The following is a 20,629-nucleotide window of genomic DNA, read 5'->3' as shown; positions in this document are numbered from 1 at the left end:
ATCTACGGCAGGTCGTCTTCCATTCGTAGTTCGTCCTCATCCGATCCCCGCTCATTGACGAACTCGCCCTCACCGTCCGGGTGCTCGGCGTGACCGGAGGCATCCAGTTCGAGGTGTAGCTTCTCGCGCTGCCGGATCACGGTTTCAGAGGCGTCGAGGAACCTGCGGAGGCTAGCGCCCGGCGACATGTCGCCGAAGTAGTAATCGGTGAGGGCACCGTAATCGATCCCGGTGCCGGTGAGCAGCCCGTCGAGGATCTCAACGATATTGGGAACATCCTCGCTGGTGAGCAGGTCCACTTTGGTGACAAGCCCGTTTTCATCCAAGGTTGCGCCCTCGGCCACTGGTTGCGTGATCAGGAACGGCTTTCCGGTCGTCAGCCAGTCGAATGCGATCGCCGAAACGTCGCAGATGCAGACGTCGGCTTCTTTCAGCTGCCAGCCGAACTCATAATCAAGATCGACAACATGGCCAGCCGCTGGATCGGCGGCATTGGCGGCTTCGAGCGTTTCCTTGATCCGTTCGTCCGCCTGCTTGGCCTCGCGTAAGACGGCACCGGTTCGGGGGTGCGGCCGGTAGATGATCCGGTAGGCGTTCGTCGCCAGCAATCGCTCAACGACTTCCACGCCGTGCGAGCGACCCGAGCTGTAAGACATTGCCGGGCGGTCACCCTCCCAGGTCGGCGCGTAGAACAATACCCTCCGATCGTCTTTGGGCAGTGTCCGACCGGCGGGAAGGACATCCATCTGCGGCCGGCCGACCGGAATAAGCTGCCCTTCGAGTTTGGGACTCAGCAAATTGGAAGAGATGCGATCATAGGCTGCCTGACCGGCGGTGAAAACATGATCATAGGCCTTGAGCTGATTCGAGGCCATCGAGATCTTGTCGCTCTCGCCATGGCTGATGTGCACATGGGCGGGCCGGGGGAAACGGAGCATCTGGAAGTTCCGGGCGTTCTGATTCACGTAGAACACCAGCCGAAGCGGCTGTGGGGTGATGAACTCCTCGACCTGAGCCATCGTGCGTGCGTACATCACCGGCAATGGGCACTCATCCAGCAGCGCATCCGTCATCCGGACGGTGCGGGAGATCACGACCACTGGATGTGTTTTGTTCAGTTCCGCCAGCGGGCCGTACCACTGGCGAATCTGATACAGATTGACCGGGTTGTCGGCGAAGTAGATCGCGACTTCGAACCGGTCATCAGCCAGCGGAGGCAACGCGGATAGTTTCGCCTGGACGCTGCGTCCTACCGCACGCCGGCGCAGGTTTCTCTTGATCGTCCGCTGAACTGCCTTGGCGTCCGCTAGTACTGACAACGGGTACCCTCCTAGAGCTGCTTGTGTTACCGACCCGAAGAGAAAGTCTATGCTGAGCGGCGGACCTGAAACGAATAGCTGACTGCGGATACTGAGTCCCGGGCGCCGTCACCCTATATCCTTGAGCCAGCACATCCCCTGCCACAAGAAGGAACATCTCCTTGAGCACTTCCCCTGACGTTTCTGTGATTGTCCCGGTCTACAACGCCGCGGACTACCTGAAGTCGACCATCGGATCGATTCTGAAGCAGGAACTCGGCTCACTGACCATTGAGATCATCGTCATCGACGACGGCTCAACCGACGACAGCCTCGCCATAGTTCGAGAGATTGCCGACCACAACCCTGAGCTGCAGGTCGCGACCCAGAAGAACTCCGGCTGGGCCGGCGCGCCTCGTAACCGCGGGATCGAAAAAGCGCGAGGCCGCTACCTGTTCTTCTGCGACGCCGACGACTTCATGCCTCCCCAGGCCCTGCGCCAGCTCGTCAGCTTCGCCGACGAGCATCACAGCGACGTGGTGATTCCCAAGATGGTTGGCGCGGGCGGACGAGGAGTGCGCAGATCCATTTTCGAGAAGACCGAGGTCGATGCGGACTGGGTCAAGGTCTTTCGGGCAAACACGCCTCAGAAGCTGTTCCGGCGGGAGCTGGTTGAACGGCATCACCTGCGTTTCCCGGAGGAGCGAATCAGGCTTGAGGATGCGCTGTTCACGTTCCGCGCCTACACGCTTGCTTCTCGGGTCTCCATCTATGCCGACGACGTCTGCTACGAACTCCACCAGCAGGAAAACGGCGGAAACATCAGCAGCACGGGGATCGACCCGATCGAGCACTCGCATACCGTCTACCGGCTGGTCGAGATTGTCACCTCCGGGTTACCGGCCTCACCGACTCGGGATGACGTCAGTGCCGACGTGATTCGTCGCCTCGCACTGGGGCATTGGAAGAACCCACGGATGAAGGGCCGGCCGCTGGCGCTGCGCCGTGCCTGGATGCACGGCCACCGTCGGATCCTCGATCGCTTTCTGACCCCGGACATCCTTGAGTACTTCGACCCGGTGGAGAAAGCGCGCATCGTCGCAATCCAGAACGCGCGACTAGCCGATCTGATCAAGCTGATCTCGGTGACGAACAGCAAGTCAGCCCTGGTGGCGTGCGACGATGTCCGCCTGACCGACGAAACGCTCACCCTTGGCGGGGTAGTGCAGACAATCGACAGCACCGTGGGGCTTGCCACCGGTGAAGTAACTGTTACCCGGCGGGGCACAGAAAGGTCGATCTCAGTAGTGGCTGCACTTGAGGCATTGCCGCCGGACGAACAACCGCTATACCTTCCGGGCGCCAGGCGCTTCACCGCCCGGATATCGAAAGCTGCGCTCTATTCGCTCGGGAATGGAAAGCTGGACTTACATCTCGTCGTCTCGTCGCCAGATGCGCAGTTGCGAACCCGGATATCCGTGGCTGCGGCTCTGAACGGCAAGCTGACGGCGATAGCGGACGGGCGAATCCGACTCTTCGCCACAGACCTGGGGAACCTCAGTGTGCTGTTGGGGAAGCCAGCGAGTCGCAGGATCGTGGCGAAAGCCGCCAGCTACGTCCCCACTCAGCTACGAAAGCCGGTAGGCCGCGGTTTGCGCCGGCTCTCACGCAGCCTGAAGGCGGCGCGTCGGTAGCTACAGGGCCTGAGCGGCCCACGCGGACTCCACGATTTCCGGCAGTCCGTACTGCGCCTTCCAGCCCAGCTCCGCCTCGATCCGCGACACATCCGCAACAAGTTGCGCCGGGTCACCGGGACGCGCTGCCGAAATGTCCGGAATCACGTTCAGCCCCGACACCTGCCCGATCGAGTCAATCACTTCCAGAACCGATGCGCCCGTTCCGGTGCCGACATTGAACACCGAAGGCGCACACGCATCCGAATCCAGGAAGTCGAGCGCCTTGATGTGCGCCTCGGCCAGGTCGACTACGTGCACGTAGTCGCGGACGCACGTGCCATCAGGTGTGTCATATGTGTCGCCGAAAACGACGGGGTTCTTTCCTTCGGTCAGCCTATTGATCACGATCGGAATGAGGTTGAGGGCTGCTTTGTCGGCCAGGTCCGGCCAGCCGGCGCCGGCGACGTTGAAGTAGCGAAGACTGACAGTTCGCAGGCCGGTCGCGCGGGCGGCGTTGCGCAACATCCATTCGCCGATCAGCTTGGTTTCACCATACGGATTGATCGGCCGGCACGGCACGTCCTCCCCCACCACCGGAATGTCCGGCATCCCGTACGCCGCGGCGGACGAGGAGAACACCACCTTGGCGACGCCGCACTGTCCGACGGCCTGCAGAAGATTGCCAAGTCCGGTGACATTCTGCCTGTAGTACCAGAGCGGCCTCTCCACCGATTCGCCGACCTGCTTCTTCGCGGCGAAATGGATCACAGAGTCAACGCCGTACCGCTGAATCACGTCGGCGATCTGGTTCTGCGCCTCAGCAGAGCAGAGGTCAATATCAACCAGTGGCAGCCTCCCTGCCCGCGAGGAAAAACCATTGGACAGATCGTCGAGGATCACGACATCGTCGCCGCACCGCTCGAGAAGACGCACCACGTGCGAACCGATATAGCCGGCACCGCCGGTAACCATGACTGTCAAAGCTCTGGGGTCCTTTCACGAGACGCCTTCGACTCGCCTACACTATCGGCGGTCTACCGTGGCGGCTCATCCGGAGCACGCCCCGACCGGAGAGTTTCTTTTTGTCTTCGTCCGGTCCCCACGGATCTTCAGCCCATCCGGCCCGCCAGCCGGTGAACCACGCCTTCAGACGATCCGGGTGCCGGAACCAGGCAAGTACCTGCAGAACCGTCCAGCTTCCGACGTACATCCAGCTGACCGGCCAGCGCAGATTTCGCCTGGCCAGCCAGACCCTGTTCCGGGCATTCATGAAGAAGTATTCGCTGTGCCGGCGCTGGTCGATAACCGGGTGTGCCGCGCGCAGGTCGCCCGCGTACCAGACCCGGTAACCCTGATCCCAGACCCGCCACGCCAGTTCTATCCCCTCGTGCGCATACCAATACGGCGCTGGCCAGCCGCCCGTCGAGTCGAAAACGCTGCGCCGAAGTGCGACCGCTCCTTCCCAGACCGAGAAGACATTCGACGAGTGCTGTGCGGTGCGCTTGAGCAGGCGTGGAATCCAGCGCCGTGGGCTGATCTTCCCGCTCGGGTCATCAACCCTGGGCTGCACCAGGCCGATCTGTGGATTCTTTCGTAACAGCTCGGCGATGTCGGACAGGAAGTTGTTCTCCGGTAGCCAGGCGTCGTCATCAAGGAAGAAAAGGAACTCCCCTCGTACGTGGCTGACGCCGGCGTTACGTCCCGCCGGAATGCCGAGATTCTCCGGCAGTCCCAGCGTCTTGACGCCCGCTGGCAGGCCGGTAGGTTCCCAGCCGTTCCCGACGCAGACGATGTCGAGTTCGACGTCCTGCTGGTTGAGCAGTGATTCAAGCCCTCGATTGAGGTCGTCCGGTCGCTTGCCCTGGGTGAGCACGACCACACCGTATCCCGGAACATCCCGTCCCGTTGCAGCTGAAGATTGTTCCATTACCTCAACCTCTTCGATGCCATGATCGCCACGAAATGGCCGGCCGTTGCCAGAATGGACAGCGGAACGAGAATCATGACCAATCCTCGTTCGCCGACGAGTTCTGTGTCGAACATCCCGCCGAAGAACAAGGTGAACAGGGCGGCGGCGAGGCTCAGCAAGGCGAGTTCAACGGAGTGGTAAATCCGGTGGAAAGGCACGAACTTCGCCGCATTTCGGAGCGTGCCGACCATTCCCGAGTTCACCGCCATGGCTTCTTTGCTGTCTGGCAGCTTGTCGAGCTTGGTAAACGCCCGGGAAACGTGCACCATGTCGTTCAAGGCCTTGTTCAACAGGACGAAGACCGCCAGAAGCGCGCCGGCGAAAGCGTACTTGAAGGCGATACCGGGCTCTGTGCCGAAGCGGTTCAGGTCGCCGATGGCACGCAGGCCAATTGCTATCGCAACGAACGATTCCGTTGTGTAATGGCCGACCTTGTCCAGGAAGATCCCCTTGGCCCCCATGGTGTTGCGCCACCGGGCAACCTCGCCGTCGCAGCAATCGATCAGCATCTGCAACTGGCTGAACACCACAGCCAGGACCGGGCCCCAGATTCCCGGGATCAGCAGCGAGGCCGCAATCGCCCAGCCCGACAGGATCATCAGGCCGGTCACGCCATTGGCGCTGATTCGGGTCCGGACCAGAAGCACCGTGATGTAGATCGAAATGTGCCGCAGGTATAGCTGGGCACTCCAGTGCTCCGCGTTCTTGCGATTGCGCACTTCCGGTGGCTGGGCGACCGCGCGCAGCTCAGCGAGGGTCGGCCGCTGCGGCCGCGGCGAAGTGTCAGTCATCAACAGGTTCCAGTGCTAGAGATAAGTCGAAGCCCACGCGCAGGCGTTCGGGCAGTGCCACCAAGCTTAACGGCTGGTTAACAATTTCCCCGACTCTTGAAGGTCCTCGATCTGGCAGCGAGTCAGCTGCCGAGCTTCTGCGAACGGTCACGAATCACGTGCTCGGTTGCGGCCACGAACCGGTTAAGACTCTCACCGGGAGCGGTGTCGCCGAAGTGGTAGGCGCACAATTCCGTGTACTCCGCGGCCTTGCCGGTGATTAGCAGGTCATCGATCAGTTCCACAATCCGATCGGCATCGACTTGCGCAATCAGCGGGAGTTTTCCCACCACGCCGGAACCGTCGACGGCCGCACCCGGGGCAACGGGTTCCGTGAGGAGAAGCGGCTTGGCTGTCGTCATCCAGTCGAAGGTGACCGCAGAGATATCGCACACGCAGACATCGGCAGCGGCGAGCCCCCAGCCGAAGTCCTTGCCGGTATCGATCAGGTGATTGGCGCCCGGGTCGCGGCCATTTGCCTTGACGATGAGGTCCTGGATTTCCGCGTTGGCGGACCTTGCCGCCGCGGAAATCACACCGGTGCGGGGGTGCGGTCGGTAGATGACGCGATGGCGTCCGGTGGAAAGCAGCCGGCCGACGACGGCTCGACCGTGCGACGCAACCGAGCTGTACGACATGGCCGGCGCGTCACCTTCCCAAGTGGGTGCGTACAGCACGACTGTGCGGTCATCCTCCGGCAGGTCGGGACCGTGAGCCGGTATGTCGATCTGGGGTCGGCCCACATCGATCAGCCGGGCCGGCTCGAAATCGATCAGGCGGCTGAGAATTCGATCCCGGGCGGCCTGGCCGGCGGTGAAGGCGAAGTCATAGGCCTTGAGCTGGTTGGACGACATCGAGATTTTTTCACTCTCGCCGTGGCTAAGGTGCACATGCGCAGGTTCGGGGAACTTGAGCCCCTGAAAGTTCTGCGTGTTCTGGTTGACGTAGAACACCACCCGAAGGGGATTCTCGGCGAAGAACTTATCGAGACCGCTGGACAGCCGCGAATAGCGGACCGGCAGGGTCGTCTCTGCTTGCAGTTCCCTGGCGGTCAGCGCGTTTCGGCACAGGATGCCCAGCGAATGGGATTTCGCCAGCACCTCAAAGGGGCCGAGCCATTGCCGGATCTGGTAAATATTGACCGGCGAATCGGCGAAGTAGACGCCGACCTCGAACCGGTCGTCCGTGGACTTCGTGCCCACGCCAAGATCAGCGAAGACTCGGCGTGCTGCCCAGCGCTCTGCCGCCAGTGAGCCAATGTGGCCTGCGATAGACCTGGCCTGAGAGAAAAGCGACAAATGAGTTCCTTACGTCGATTGGTCACTGGAACTCTCTCACGGGGATCTGAGTTCGCGCTGTGTGCGAGGGCCTTCGTGCCACCGGCCGGCCACGAACGACATTTGACCCGGTTCGCCGCTCAAGTAAACTATGCCCTGCCCCATCCCCCCGCGCTCGCCTGACGTCACCAACTGCCTCTGACCGATGGCGGATCGCAATAAAGTGCGAAACGAGATTCCCCGCTGATGGCTAGTGACACGACACCTCCGCCTGCTTCACTGCCGGATGATGCCGCTGCCTCGCCGAAGCCAGGACAGTTCTCAGTTGTCGTCGCTGTTTACAACGTTGCTCGTTACCTCGATGACTTCATCGACTCGTTTGAGGCGCAAAGCTACCCGATCGACGACCTGGACATCGTACTCGTCGACGACGGGTCAACCGATGACTCGTTTGAGCGGCTGCAAAAGTGGCAGACGCAGCATCCGCAGGCTATCCGGGTGCTCACCAAGGAGAATGGCGGCCAGGCCTCGGCACGCAACCTGGGTATCCACCACGCACGGAATGACTGGCTCACATTCGCCGACCCCGATGACATGTTGGACCCGGCCTACTTCTCCTCGATCTCCAGCTACATGGCTGACTCCGCCGCTTCGGACACCGAGTTGTTCGCAGCGCACCTTGTTTACTGGGAGGAGGCGCTTGGCCACGAACGGGACGGCCATCCACTTCGCAAGCGATTCAATAGCGGAAACCGGATTGCTGACCTGGATGGCTTTCCAAACGTCATCCACCTGCACGCGTCGTCGGCGTTCTTCCGCCGCGAGGTCATCCAACGTTCCGGGCTGACATTCGATGCGCGAATTCGCCCCACGTTCGAAGATGGGCACTTCGTGGGGAAGTACATGCTGCAGTGCAAAAAGCCGCAGATCGGCCTCGTCGCAGAGGCTAGGTACCTGTACAGGCGCAGGGCAGATAACTCTTCGACCATGCAAACCAGTCATGCCGATCCCCGAAAGTACACCGACGTACCGAAATACGGCCACCTGGATCTACTTCGCGGTGGCCTGGAAACGTACGGGCATGTGCCGTACTGGCTACAGAACACAGTGCTTTACGACATCTTCTGGTACCTGAAGGTCGATGCCGGACTCTACACAAAGACGTCCACACTCGATCGGGAGACCTGCGACGTTTTCCACCGGCTTCTGCTGGAGATCAGAAGTTTCCTGACGGACGAGGCAATCAAGACCTTCGACGTCATGCCCGTACCGGCGGATATCCGAAAATCACTTCTACTTTTAGATCAGGAGTCGCACATACCCAGCAACGCCCGGATCGAAAAGTACGATGCCGAGGCCCAGCTGGCCCTGATCAGTTACACGTACAAGGGAAATCTGCCCGCCGAGGAGATTTTCATTCGGGGGCGTGCCGTAGAGCCACTACATGCCAAAATCACTGACATCGTCTACTATCAGAAACCCCTGTTGCACAGGCGGTTCCTCTGGATATCGGCTAGCGGAACGGTTCGCATCAATCTCAACGGTCAACCGGTGGAGTTCCGGGGAGACTGGGCATCACGCCCGAACTTCTCCCTACATCGCAAGGACTACGACAATATTCTGGTCCGCAAGCAGCGAATGGTACCGAAGAAGTTTCGGGTTCAGCACATGCGAATCACGACCAGGCTGAAAGAGTCGCTTCGACGATCGGTCACGAACGTCACGGCCGCGTTTGGCAAAGCTTCTCTTGAAGATCGCGCACTGGCACTCGCTCTGCACGTTCTCCCAGTCGGCCGAAAGTTCGAAGGCGCATGGGCTTTCATGGACCGGAGCGCGCGGGCGAATGATAATGCCGAACATCTGTATCGCTATGTTGCAGCCGAACGCCCAGAGATAAATTCCTGGTTCGTACTTCAGCGCGACTCGCCGGATTGGAACCGGCTAGAGGCTGAGGGATTCCGGCTCGTCGCTTACAACACGACTGCTTGGCGAATTCTAATGCTGCGGGCAAAGCACCTCGCCTCCTCACACATCGATGACTACGTCGTCAACCCTCTGCCCCGGGAACGCTACGGACCCAGACTCAGTAAGTACACCTTCCTCCAGCACGGCGTCACGAATAATGACCTCGCCACCTGGTTCAACGCAAAAGACGTCGACCTGTTCATCACGGCAACTGACCCGGAACGCGACTCGATTGCTGGCGACCACACGCGCTACAAGTTCACTCGCAAAGAGGTGCGGCTCACGGGATTTCCGCGGCACGATCGGCTACTGCTCCGTGACCGCGCAATCCCCTTGAAAGAAAAGTCATCTCTGCTCGTCATGCCCACCTGGCGGAAGTCGGTGGCCGGAGAGCTGATACCCGGGACCAATCGGCGCCTGATCAATCCTGAGTTCAGGGATTCAGAGTTCGCATCCCAATGGTCGTCCCTACTGAATAGCCCTCGCCTTGCCGAGATCGCGAAGTCGGCAGGTCTGGATGTGGTCTTCATGCCGCACCCGGATATGGAACCGTATTTGAATCAATTCGAGCTTCCGAGCCATGTGCGGGTCAAGAGCTATTCAGACAGCAACGTGCAGGACGAGATCGCGAAATCACGGCTCATGGTGACGGACTTCTCGTCAATCGCGTTCGAAATTGCCTATCTGTACCGTCCGGTCGTCTACTTTCAGTTCGACGCCGATGACTTCTATGGCGGGACTCAGTCCTACCGTCGCGGTTACTTTGATTTTCAGCGAGACGGATTCGGCCCGGTTGCCGAAACAGTGGATCAGGCATTGTCCGGGATCGAGTCGCTGGCGTCGCCAGACTGGAGCACCGACACGCCCTACCTGGAGCGAATGGAACGCACATTCCCAGTCCGTGATGGCCAGAACTCGCAACGCGTCATCAGTTCGATGCTTGAACTGAATCGTCCGGTGAGCTACCGGAACGCCACCAAGACGCGGCGCACATTCAAGCATGAGCTCCCGGTTGACGAAAACCGGAATGTCGACGCTCGATCAGAACCAGCTACCGCTCGAACTCCCGCGTCTTAGGAAAGTAGCTCTGTAGAAAAGTCAGCACCGGCGCGGCCGGCGCGGCCGAGTGCACCGAATTCAGGCAGATTGTGTCGAATGCCCGTGTCTCGATCAGATGGGCCAGCTCCCGCCGCCATGATCCGCGGTCCAGGTCGACGTACTTGTAGGTGACCCGGCTCCGTTCCGCCCGACCGGTCGCGAGCGCGTAGGCGTGGTGCAGGGCGCCGGACAGCGTAACATCCGTGCTGCGTCGAAATGTGCTCGCCCGAGTAGCCGCGATCACATCGGGCGCCGCGTCCTCAAGCTCCTGCATCACCGGTTTCTGTAGCGCATACGGAGCGTGCAGGTACTTATGCGAAATGGTCTGGCCGGTCAACTTCCGCACCAGGTCCCGGCCGTTCTTGCCGGCACTGTCGGGTGCCAGCTCGTCCGGGCTGCTCTCACCCTCGCCCAGCCCGCGGTTCGACAAGAACACCCGCGAAGCGCCGCTGGGGGTGAAGAACTGCTCAGGAGAAACCGGACGACCCAGGAAGCAGTCATCATTCAGGTAGAGAAAGTGGTCGGCCAGGCCCGGGATGCGATGCAGGCACGCCTCTATCGCCTGAGAATTGAACGTCGGCAGGACACCGGGATCGGGAAAGATCTCCTTATGGTCAACCACCGTCAAACGTTCCGAGTTGCGCAGCCATTCCGGACGCTGCCCGGCGGTCACAACCCAGATATGCCGAACCCAATCCGCGTACTCGGCGACCGATCGCAGACTGTAGCGAAGTTCGTCGAGGTTTCTGAATCGCGCCTCGGATGTGGCCGCCTCGGTTAGTGCCTCGGTATCGATCGTGGCGTTCTCCAGGGACATTCGCCAGTCGGGGTCGGCGTCATCCACCCAGGTGTAAACGATGTCGACGTCGAAATCCACCAGTTCCTCAGTGCGAGCGGAATGGCTCAGCACCGGCACAAGACGCCCGAGCTTGTCGCCTCGGTCGAACTCGGCATCGTGCGTCGTCCGGAACTCGATATCGACGCCAGCTTCAGGACCTACGTGTGCCTGGTCCGATGCGTCACTCGCATAAATTGCGAACCGCAGACGTTCGCCTTCCGGCGGGTCATGCGCGATCAGGCTTGGCGGACCGAGCACCTCACCGGTCGCCATCTGAGCTCGGGAGCCAAAGACTCTGAGACTCAGCCGACTAAACGTGTTAGGCGAAACCAATGACTGAGCGACCAGCTGCGGCGGGACAGCCGATTCCGCCTGCAGCAACCGCCATAATCGCGCCGGCGATCCGACGACCGCAATCCGAGGCGGAAGGTTCACCCGATCCGGCACTATGCACCAGCTGAGCTCTGACCTTTCCAGGCAGCCCACCAGGAAATCGAAGACCTTCTGTCGCTGACCCCGGAACGTCGGTTCGAAAACGCGTTCATGCGGAATCCGGTGCTGATGGTACTGACGGCTGTGCCGCAGCAGCTCCGGCCGACGGGCCGCAGCGGCAAACGCGACCAGTTGCTCGCCGGTCTTGTAGGAGGTGCGAATGGCTGACTTGATTACCCGCTTAGCCACAATGGCCGCCGGGGTTCGGCAGATGGTTCATGTTGCATCGGCCTCCCACGGCGCGGGAACCGGAATGAATCGAGCCAGGAAGGCTCGGATCGCGGCATCGACTTCTTCGTCGGTCATGGTCGAATCGCCCACCAGCGCATCGTTGACGCAGACGCAGTCGAAGTCTCGGTTCCGCAGGTAATGGGAGAGGTTTCGGTCTGCCTTCGAATCGCGGGGATCGACATACAGGTATCGGATCCTGGCGGGAACCGCCCGCGCAGTGCCGTACGCATAGTTGTAATAGAGCGATCCGGCGACGGTGACGTCGTGCAAGCCCCTGAACTGATGCGCCCTGGTCAGTGCGAACTCTTCGGGGAACTTGTTTTCCATCTCCTCGATGACGGACTTCTTCAGCGGGTAGGGAGTGTGGAAGAACTTCTGCGTCATCGTGCGGCCGAACTGCCGCTCTATGACTTTCCGGTTGTTCTTTCCGGCGATCGTGGACGCAATCTCGCCGGGCTGCGGTTCGCCGAAGTCGACCTGCGCGCGCGAGTAGAAGAACTTCGATATTCCATTGCCGTGGAAGAACTCATCCGGCCGCACCGGACGGCCGAACATCATGTCGTCGTTGAGGTACAGGAAGTGTTCGGCCAGGCCTTCGATCCGGTGCAGATTCGCCTCGATCGCCTGGGAATTGAAGGTGGGCAGCGCGGCACCCGGCGGCGCAATTGCCTGATGATCCACGATGCGCACCCGCTCGTCATCACCGAGCCAGTCAGGAATCTGCCGGTCGGTAACGATCCAGATTCTGCGAATCCACGGCGCGTACTGCTCGATCGACCGCAGGCTGTAGCGCAGTTCGTCGTGGTCGGCGAAACGTGACGCACCGGCCGCTTCCTCGGCAAAGGCCCTCTGATCCGTTATGCCGAGGGCGTCTGCCTTCCGCTGCTGCCATTCCACGTCTGAACCATTGACCCAGGTGTACACCGCGTCAACCGGAAATGTGACTGTATCCACCCGAGGTGTCAGGAAAACCCGGAACGTTTGATGCCCATCCACGAGTTCGCCGCCGTCAACCAATTCCTGCAGCTGCGATGGGACCGCGCCGGCGTAGGGGTTCCATCTGGGCGCGACGAGCGCGGTTCCGTCGTTCTGCCAGAATTCCAGATCAACACCGTCTTCGTGACGGCTGGCAAAGTTGGTGTTCCTGAATTGCGCGAACGCGACGAGAGTGACTACATCGGGGACATCCGCAGGAAGCTCGGTTTCGCACAGCCGGGTACTGATCACATCACGGAATTCGACGCCGCCATATCCGATCCGGTACACCGGCCTGCCCTGCACATAATCGGCCAGGGCAGAACAGGCTGCGCGCTTGAACCTCTGATCTATGCCGATTCGGCTGGGTTGCCGCGGCGAGGTAGGGATGACGAAGTAGGGCACGTCATGAGCCCTCAGCAGTGCTGTCACCTGCCGAAGCTGTTCGGTACGGTGCTCAGGGAGAACCAAATGATCGACGCGCTCGGCGAGGCAGACCAGTCGCCCGGAACGGATTCTCCCGATCGGCAGGGCTCCGTAGGCATCCGGAGACACGCGTTGCGCATCCCAGTACGTGTTGACCGCCAACGTTGCTTTTTTCCGGCCGGTAATGACTTCGCGGCGGATTCGTTTCAAGGTGTTCGGCGAGCGGTCCTTCAGAATCTGCGCGGAGTCTTTCAGGTACCTCCGTGCCCGTCCTGCAACCGCCCCAGCTCCCGACAAAGTTTCCCTCTCGACTTTGCGCGGCATGCTCCGGCCAGACGTAATCCGTCGTGCGGCCAGCGCATCCTCGCGCCCTTACTCACAACATAGCGTGTAAATGTAAGATATCAGTCTAGTTTGGGCGCGCGAAACAGCCCGGTCAGGCTCGCCGGAAGCCCCCGGGTTTCGAAAGTCGCGGACGGCCGCCCCCACCAGGTCGGCTGTGCCGGGCGGGGCCCTAGTTACTCGGGCGGGATGCCAGCGGGGCTGCCGACCTGCCGGTTATGCCGGGCGGGGCCCTCCAAGCCAGTTGTGCCGGGCGGGCACCGCATAGATCGCTATGCCAGCGGTCGGCCTCCCGTTACGCCAATCGTCTCGCCGGTGATGAACGAGGATTCCTGGCTGGCAAGGAACACGTAGCTCGGCGCAACCTCGGCAGGCTGCCCGGCACGCCCCAGTGGGGTATCCGCACCAAAGTTGTCGACTTTATCTTCCGGCTGGGTGGCGGGCTGCAGCGGCGTCCAGATCGGCCCGGGAGCGACCGCGTTGACCCGAATCCCCTCCTCGGCCACATCCTGGGCCAGGCCCTTTGTGAAGTTGAGGATTGCGCCCTTCGTCGACGCGTAGGCGAGCAGCGACGGCGTCGGCTGGTACGCCTGAATCGAGTGGGTGTTGATGATGGACGACCCTGGCTTGAGGTGCGGCAGCGCCGCCTTGCACAGCCAGAACATCGAGTAGACGTTCGTCTTGAAAGTGTGATCGAACTCCTCGGTGGATATCTCGGCGATGCCGCCGGGGCGGGCCATCTGGAAACCGGCAACATTCACCAGCAGATCGAGACCGCCGAGCTCCGCGACTGCTTCATCGATGAGGCGCAGGCATTCCGACTCCTCGGCAAGGTTTCCGGGAATCTTGACGGCGGTGCGCCCTGCCTCGCGGACCAACCGCGCCGCTTCCTCCGCGTCCTCTTCTTCCTCGCGAAGGTAGGAGAGTACGACGTCCGCGCCTTCACGAGCGAAGGCAATGGCGACTGCCCGGCCGATGCCGGAGTCGGCGCCGGTGATCACTGCCTTGCGGCCCTTGAGCTTCTCCGAACCCACATAGGTCTTTTCGCCGTGGTCGGGCCGCGGCGACATCGATTCGGTATACCCGGGATGTGGCTGCTGCTGTTCGCCATATGGCGGCTGCGGATACTGATCCGTCGGATCCTGGGGGGTGTGCTGGTCTGTCATCAGACTCCTTTCGAACCGGAAATTATCTCGATGCGATTCCATCGCTCAGGGTCGGGAGTACCCGCAGCCTTGGGGGTTTAAACAGGATCGCCGAAGGAACAGAGGACCGGCTGAATTCGGCGTTGATCGGGAGTAGGCTGGCCACATCGCCTCGCAGCGCGAAGGCGGAAACGTCAGCTCAGGACGATGAGCTGCAGTGATCGTAAGGAGTTGGATTATGGGCTTGGACGACAAGATCAAGAACGCTTCAGAGAATGCCGGCGGCAAGACCAAAGCTGCGGCAGGAGACGCGACCGATAACGATCGACTCAAGGCCGAAGGCGAGGCCGATCAAACGAAGGCCAATATGAAGCAGGCTGGCGAGAAGGTCAAGGACGCTTTTAAGCGCGACTGATCAGGTTCGCCACCAACCGTTAGTGCCCCGTTCTTCCTACTGGAAGAGCGGGGCACTAGTTGTTGGCGGGCGGGAGAACCCATACTTATCTGCCGACGGCTCCTGCTTGCGGAAGTGATCTTGGCGATGGCTTCGGCAGTAGATGGGCTGTGGCGACCGATCAACGCCGTACGAACGCTTGTGCCGGAAACGTAGTGCATGGGACTTCGGGTTCACTAGCGTTACACTTTTCGGGCATCGGGCGATTTCGGGTACTGAGATCTTGCTTTATTGATTATGTAACCAATAAAGCTAAAATTATAGTTGCAGTCATGACCCCGTCGAGACCAACCAACTCCCGCACTCGAATGACACCCGAAGACAGGCGACGGACGATCATGGACGCCGCCCGTGAAGTTGCGGTCGACAGCGGACTTGTGGCCCTGACCCTCAAGTCGGTCGGAGCACAGGCCGACGTGGCTTCATCGCTCGTGGCACACTACTTCCCAACCATGAACGACCTGGTAATTGAAACATTCAAGTCCCTCGTCGAAGAAGAGCTCTCGACGCTCCAGCAACTCCAAAGTAACGAGCAATCTGAACTCGAACGGATGAAGACACTCGTCGGTTGGCTCCTTGGCGACGCGCGAATCGAAGTCACAGCCGTATGGCTTGATGCACTTATTCTGGGTCGCCGCAACAATGACCTCGCCGCTGAGGTCCGATCGCAATTGGACAACTGGCAGATGGCGGTAAGCGGCTCAATCCGGCGGGGAATTGAGTCCGGGGAATTCGAATGCAAAAATCCCGACGTTGTTGCCGCACATATTCTCTGCCTGATCGACGGACTCAATGCTCATTCCCTTGTTGAATACGAAGATTCGCCGGGGCTCGGAAACTTCTTGCGCCAGCTAGTGGAGATTGAGCTTCTCCTGCCAACAGGTTCGCTATCCACTACATGAGTTAGTCCGCGGCGGCAGCTGGCTTAGGCACATACGGCGCCGGAGGCATCCATGCTCCGGCCGCCAACAACGGCAGGGGCAGCGACGCCACTGCCTCGGATCGGCGCCCCACACCCGGCACCGATCTTGAAAGCATGCCTCCCGCACACCCATTTGGCCCCGCACGGCGACCCGGGAGAGTCATATTGCGCGACCAAGCACCGGACTCCAGCCCAAGTGCCAGCAGTGTCAGCGCAGATTCGGCCGCCCGCATGGAGCGGCGATGTGCTTTCACCAGGTGTGACCAGCGACTTAAGCAGTACCCGGCGACGACTTGATGTTGACATCATTGCTCGTCGTACATATCGTTGCACCGGTATTGATCGTGCAATCAATAAGCCGGGTCTCTCAGCGAAGAGGTACAACATGAACGGTGAATCAACGACGCCCGCAAATTCCTCCGCCCCGGGTGAAGTCGTCGAGGAAACCAACAGGGCGGGCCACATCGAGACCCGGGGAATTGATTTCATCCCGGGACCAGAACGCCATGGCCGTCCGTTCGAGCTGTTCTGGGTTTGGATGGGCGCAAACGTCAACTACCTTTCCTTTGCATTTGGTGGCCTGCTCATAATCATTGGCCTTTCAGTGTGGGAAGCCGTCGTTGTAACGATCATCGGAAACCTCTGGTGGGTTGCCGTCGGCTGGCTTTCAGTCAGCGGCCCGGCATCTGGCACCCCGAGCGTCACAGTCATGCGGGCGCTGTTCGGCATCCATGGAAACCGGGTGTTCGGCGCAGGCCAGGGACTCGTCATCGGGTTGTTTTACGAGGTCATCAACATCGTGGTTGCAACATTTGCGTCCCTGGCGCTACTCGATGCGCTGGGCCTGCACGTGCCGGCCGGGGTCGAATGGACCGTGCTGGTCATCGTCGCAATCCTCAGCTTCGTATTGAGCATCTACGGTCACGCCACGATCGTGAAAGCCTCGCCCTACTTCTCGGCCGCGCTAGCTGCGGCATTCATAGCCCTCGCGGTTTTTGTTATGCAGGCGGCCGATTTCTCATATACAACGACCGAGCTATCCAGCGCCGAGCAGTGGCCGACCATACTCCTGGGCTACGCCATAGTTGCCTCGGGGCCACTTTCGTGGGGCACGGGTGCCGACTACTCGCGCTATCTTCCAGAAGACACTTCCAAACGGGGTGTGATCTGGTGGACTGCACTCGGCGGCTTCATCCCTACCGTATTCATCAGCCTTGTCGGAATTTTCGCAGCAACGGCAATAGACATGACGGATCCCCAACTGACCATCGGTCAGATCGTGCCAGGTTGGTTCACCCCTGTCTTCCTCGGCATCGTCGTGGTTGGAAGCATCACCAACAATGCCGTGGTTGCATACTCTGCCGGGCTCTCCGCGCAAGGACTGGGAATTCGTGTGCATCGCGTGACAACGGTAATCGTTACAGGTGTGATCGCAACATTCGCATCCCTGTGGCTGGCATTCTTCTCACCCGGCTTCTTGGACACGATGGAGTACGCACTCGAATTGACCGTCACCATTCTTGGCCCCCTCATCGCGATCTATTCGATTGACATCTGGCTCCGGCGCAACTACAACGGCATCGCACTGAACGACGAACGGCGCGGGAGCCCATTCTGGTATTCGAACGGCGTGTTCTGGCCCGGCGTCGTGTCCCAGGTCATCGGCACGGCAGTTTCACTCATGATGTCGAACACCACCCTGTACATGGGTCCCATCTCGGCTGCCATGGAGGGCGCCGACCTCTCAGCAATCGTTGCGCCCGTCATCGGCGGCGGCCTATACGCCTTGCTTTGGCTCACAACGAACCCATTCAAGAATCGACAGCTGCGCCCCGGTGCAGCGCTTGATATCCAGACAGTGGATACGCTCGCGTCCACTGACAACACCCCGGAGATAACCAAATGAATTGGCACATGCCCAGCGAAACAGACCCACACGAACGAACGTGGATGGCTTTCCCCTGCGAGGGCCCAGCGCTCGGCAGCGATGCCGCTAGCCGTGAACTCACCTATGCCTCGTGGGCGGCGGTCGCGCACGCCACAGCGGAATTCGAGCCTGTATCGATGCTCGTCGACCCTACAGAAATTGACAGGGCTCGCCGCATGCTCGATTCCGAGATTGAGCTGTTTGAAACCCCGATAGACGAGTGCTGGATGCGCGACCATGGCCCGACCTTCGTTGTAGACGACCATCGCCCCGGTACTCTCGGCGCAGTCGACTGGGTTTTCAACGGCTGGGGAGCACACAGCTGGGCACAGTGGGAGAAATCCGGCAAGAACGCCAGATTCATAGCCGAGGTAACCGGTGCCGAGCTCGTGAGTTCGATGATGGTCAACGAGGGCGGGGGCATCCATGTCGACGGTGAAGGCACGGTGCTTTTGACCGAGACAGTGCAACTTGATCCACGGCGCAACCCATACGCCGACAGGGAGCGCATAGAGGCCGAAATTGCACGTACCCTCGGGGCGACCAAGGCGATCTGGGTCCCGCGTGGACTGACACGCGACTACGAAGACTACGGCACCAACGGCCACGTGGACATCGTTGCAACCATCACCGCGCCCGGGAAGCTCCTGCTGCATAGCCAACGCAATCCCGAGCATCCCGACCATCAGGTGAGCCGAGATCTTCACACATTGTTCTCCAACGCAACGGATGCAGCCGGACGCCATTTCGAGATTACCGAACTACCGGCCCCCGATACTTTGCGGGACAGTGAAGGTTTCGTGGACTATAGCTACATCAACCACCTCGTCGTCAACGACGGCATAATCGCGTGCGGTTTCGGAGAAAAGGAATCCGATGCCCGTGCACGCGAAATCCTCGAAGCGGCCTACCCTGGCCGCCGGGCAGTGACCATTGACGCACGGGCCATCTTCGATGACGGTGGCGGGATCCATTGCATCACCCAGCAGCAACCGAAGGTCAAGCGATGAGCCGCTTCGACGTCGTGGAGGCGTCCATAGCCGAGCTCTGCGCCGCTCTCGAGTCGGGCGCGACCACTGCGGTCGAACTTGTCGAGGCGTATCTCGGACGCATCGAAACCTACGACCGCCCGGGCACTAGAACAGCGTTGAACTCGCTCGTGGTGATGAACCCGAAGGCCGTTGCGGAAGCAGAAGCCTCGGATTCGCGCAGGGCGCGCAACAAGACGCTCAGTCCGCTCGACGGAATCCCCTATACGGCCAAGAACAGTTACCTCGCGGAGGGGCTTACGGCGGCCGCGGGATCACCTGCGTTCGAACATCTCGTCGCGCAACGTGATGCCTTCACAATCGAACGATTACGTTTGGGCGGGGCGATCCTCATCGGACTGACAAACATGCCTCCGATGGCCAACGGCGGTATGCAGCGAGGCGTCTATGGCCGCGCTGAGAGCCCGTACAACCCGGAGTGGCTGACGTCGGCATTCGGCTCGGGATCATCCAACGGCTCGGGCACCGCGACCGCTGCGTCTTTCGCCGCATTCGGCCTTGGTGAAGAGACATGGTCAAGCGGGCGTGCCCCGGCCTCAAACAATGCATTGTGCGCTTACACACCTAGCCGTGGGGTGATTTCAACCCGCGGAAACTGGCCCCTCGTTCCGACGATGGACGTAGTGGTTCCCCATACACGAACCATGGCAGACCTGCTCGAACTACTAGAGCAGATTGTCGTCGATGATACCGAGACCCGGGGTGACTTCTGGCGTGTTCAACCGTGGATCAAGTTGCCAAGTGCTTCGGAGCACCGTCCGGAATCGTATCGGGCACTTGCGCCAGGTAAGGCCGCGAGCATCCCGCTCGAGGGAAAACGGTTTGGCGTTCCCCGGATGTACATCAACACCGATGCCGAGGCAGGTACGCGCAGGGATGGCGGCATTGGCGGCCCAACCGGGAAGCGAATTGAAACCCGCGCATCGATTATCGAGCTTTGGGAGGCCGCACGCCGCGACCTGGAGTCGGCTGGTGCCCAAGTGATCGAGGTCGATTTTCCGATCGTGTCGAACTACGAGTCGGATCGCCCAGGAGCTCCGACCATAAGTACCCGCGGACTTGTTAGCCTGGATTTTCTGCACAAGGAGTTAATTGACCTTGCAGCGTGGGCATGGGACGACTTCTTACGGGCAAACAACGATCCTGCGCTCAACACCCTCACGGATGTCGACGGCGAACAGATCTTCCCGGATCCGGAAGGCGCGCTGCCCGATCGCTACGAAGGCTTCGACGACAACATAAGTAGCTTTCCGGAACGGGTGCGTACGAATCCGTCTTCGTCGCTTACCGAGATTACGCATCTCGAGTCAGGCCTGCACGGGCTTGATGAGACCCGCAGGATCGACTTCGATCAGTGGATGATCGAGCTCGGCCTGGACGCCGTGCTGTTTCCGGCGGTTGCAGACGTTGGTGCCGCAAACATGGATGTCGACGAGAAATCTGCGGAACTCGGGTGGCGCAATGGGGTGTGGGTGGCGAATGGCAACCTCGCAATCCGGCACTTCGGTATTCCGACAGTGACTGTGCCCATGGGCACGATGGCCGACATCAACATGCCGGTCGGGCTCACTTTCGCGGGAAAGCCTTACGATGACCCAACGTTGCTCGCGTTGGCAGCAGCTTTCGAAGCGACAGGTTCCCGCCGCACCGCTCCTCCCCTGACCAGCTAGCAGCCTTCCTGCCGAGCTGCAAAGAAATCCATGTAGCCAGCAGAG

15 protein-coding genes are annotated in these 20,629 nt (G+C 60.5%); 7 read left to right on the top strand and 8 right to left on the bottom strand.

Annotated elements, in window-relative coordinates; genetic code table 11:
* Window positions 1–2: 2 nt before the first annotated feature.
* Complete coding sequence (locus LWF01_RS00675) at window positions 3–1,319, bottom strand: CDP-glycerol glycerophosphotransferase family protein (RefSeq protein ID WP_349639113.1); 1,317 nt, start codon at window positions 1,317–1,319, stop codon at window positions 3–5.
* Between the two features lie 161 nt (window positions 1,320–1,480).
* On the opposite strand from LWF01_RS00675, the gene LWF01_RS00670 reads away from it, so the two are divergent.
* On the top strand, window positions 1,481–2,992 hold the full coding sequence (locus tag LWF01_RS00670; RefSeq protein ID WP_349639112.1) for a glycosyltransferase family 2 protein: 1,512 nt from the start codon (window positions 1,481–1,483) through the stop codon (window positions 2,990–2,992).
* Here the strand turns inward: LWF01_RS00670 and galE are convergent, their stop codons facing one another.
* The 4 genes from galE to LWF01_RS00650 form a co-directional block, all read right to left on the bottom strand.
* Window positions 2,993–3,955, bottom strand: a complete 963-nt coding sequence (gene galE, locus LWF01_RS00665; RefSeq protein WP_349639111.1) for a UDP-glucose 4-epimerase GalE — start codon at window positions 3,953–3,955, stop codon at window positions 2,993–2,995.
* Between the two features lie 37 nt (window positions 3,956–3,992).
* Window positions 3,993–4,901 carry a glycosyltransferase family 2 protein gene (locus LWF01_RS00660; protein ID WP_349639110.1) on the bottom strand — a complete coding sequence of 303 codons (909 nt, stop codon included), beginning with the start codon at window positions 4,899–4,901 and terminating at the stop codon, window positions 3,993–3,995.
* Window positions 4,901–5,734 (bottom strand): CDP-alcohol phosphatidyltransferase family protein, encoded by an 834-nt coding sequence (locus LWF01_RS00655; protein ID WP_349639109.1) that lies wholly within the window; start codon window positions 5,732–5,734, stop codon window positions 4,901–4,903. Before LWF01_RS00655 ends, LWF01_RS00660 begins: the two co-directional genes overlap by 1 nt.
* A 122-nt stretch (window positions 5,735–5,856) precedes the next feature.
* Window positions 5,857–7,071 carry a CDP-glycerol glycerophosphotransferase family protein gene (locus LWF01_RS00650; RefSeq protein WP_349639108.1) on the bottom strand — a complete coding sequence of 405 codons (1,215 nt, stop codon included), beginning with the start codon at window positions 7,069–7,071 and terminating at the stop codon, window positions 5,857–5,859.
* Window positions 7,072–7,296: 225 nt separating this feature from the next.
* On the opposite strand from LWF01_RS00650, the gene LWF01_RS00645 reads away from it, so the two are divergent.
* Window positions 7,297–10,092: a bifunctional glycosyltransferase/CDP-glycerol:glycerophosphate glycerophosphotransferase gene (locus tag LWF01_RS00645; RefSeq protein WP_349639107.1), complete on the top strand. Its 2,796-nt coding sequence runs from the start codon at window positions 7,297–7,299 to the stop codon at window positions 10,090–10,092.
* Here the strand turns inward: LWF01_RS00645 and LWF01_RS00640 are convergent.
* The 3 genes from LWF01_RS00640 to LWF01_RS00630 form a co-directional block, all read right to left on the bottom strand.
* Window positions 10,067–11,632, bottom strand: coding sequence for a stealth conserved region 3 domain-containing protein (locus LWF01_RS00640; RefSeq protein ID WP_349639106.1), 1,566 nt, complete (start codon window positions 11,630–11,632; stop codon window positions 10,067–10,069). The two genes, LWF01_RS00645 and LWF01_RS00640, sit on opposite strands and share 26 nt — an antisense overlap.
* A gap of 27 nt (window positions 11,633–11,659) precedes the next feature.
* Window positions 11,660–13,237, bottom strand: coding sequence for a stealth family protein (locus tag LWF01_RS00635; RefSeq protein ID WP_349639105.1), 1,578 nt, complete (start codon window positions 13,235–13,237; stop codon window positions 11,660–11,662).
* Window positions 13,238–13,689: 452 nt separating this feature from the next.
* Window positions 13,690–14,583 (bottom strand): SDR family oxidoreductase, encoded by an 894-nt coding sequence (locus LWF01_RS00630; RefSeq protein ID WP_349639104.1) that lies wholly within the window; start codon window positions 14,581–14,583, stop codon window positions 13,690–13,692.
* A gap of 217 nt (window positions 14,584–14,800) precedes the next feature.
* Here LWF01_RS00630 and LWF01_RS00625 point away from each other — a divergent pair, with 217 nt between their 5' ends.
* From LWF01_RS00625 to LWF01_RS00605, 5 genes are all read left to right on the top strand, one after another.
* Complete coding sequence (locus LWF01_RS00625; protein ID WP_349639103.1) at window positions 14,801–14,977, top strand: CsbD family protein; 177 nt, start codon at window positions 14,801–14,803, stop codon at window positions 14,975–14,977.
* A 377-nt stretch (window positions 14,978–15,354) separates the two neighbouring features.
* Window positions 15,355–15,918, top strand: a complete 564-nt coding sequence (locus tag LWF01_RS00620) for a TetR/AcrR family transcriptional regulator (protein WP_349639102.1) — start codon at window positions 15,355–15,357, stop codon at window positions 15,916–15,918.
* A 405-nt stretch (window positions 15,919–16,323) separates the two neighbouring features.
* The gene (locus LWF01_RS00615; RefSeq protein WP_349639101.1) at window positions 16,324–17,844 is read left to right on the top strand and encodes a purine-cytosine permease family protein; all 1,521 of its coding nucleotides are present in this window, start codon (window positions 16,324–16,326) and stop codon (window positions 17,842–17,844) included.
* On the top strand, window positions 17,841–18,875 hold the full coding sequence (locus tag LWF01_RS00610; protein WP_349639100.1) for an agmatine deiminase family protein: 1,035 nt from the start codon (window positions 17,841–17,843) through the stop codon (window positions 18,873–18,875). The genes LWF01_RS00615 and LWF01_RS00610 overlap by 4 nt, the downstream gene beginning before the upstream one ends.
* The gene (locus LWF01_RS00605; RefSeq protein WP_349639099.1) at window positions 18,872–20,584 is read left to right on the top strand and encodes an amidase; all 1,713 of its coding nucleotides are present in this window, start codon (window positions 18,872–18,874) and stop codon (window positions 20,582–20,584) included. The genes LWF01_RS00610 and LWF01_RS00605 overlap by 4 nt, the downstream gene beginning before the upstream one ends.
* Window positions 20,585–20,629: the final 45 nt, after the last annotated feature.

The sequence above is a fragment of the Saxibacter everestensis genome, assembly GCF_025787225.1.
GTDB classification, from domain to species: Bacteria; Actinomycetota; Actinomycetes; order Actinomycetales; family Brevibacteriaceae; genus Saxibacter; species Saxibacter everestensis.
This window is presented reverse-complemented; position numbering and strand designations above follow the sequence as displayed.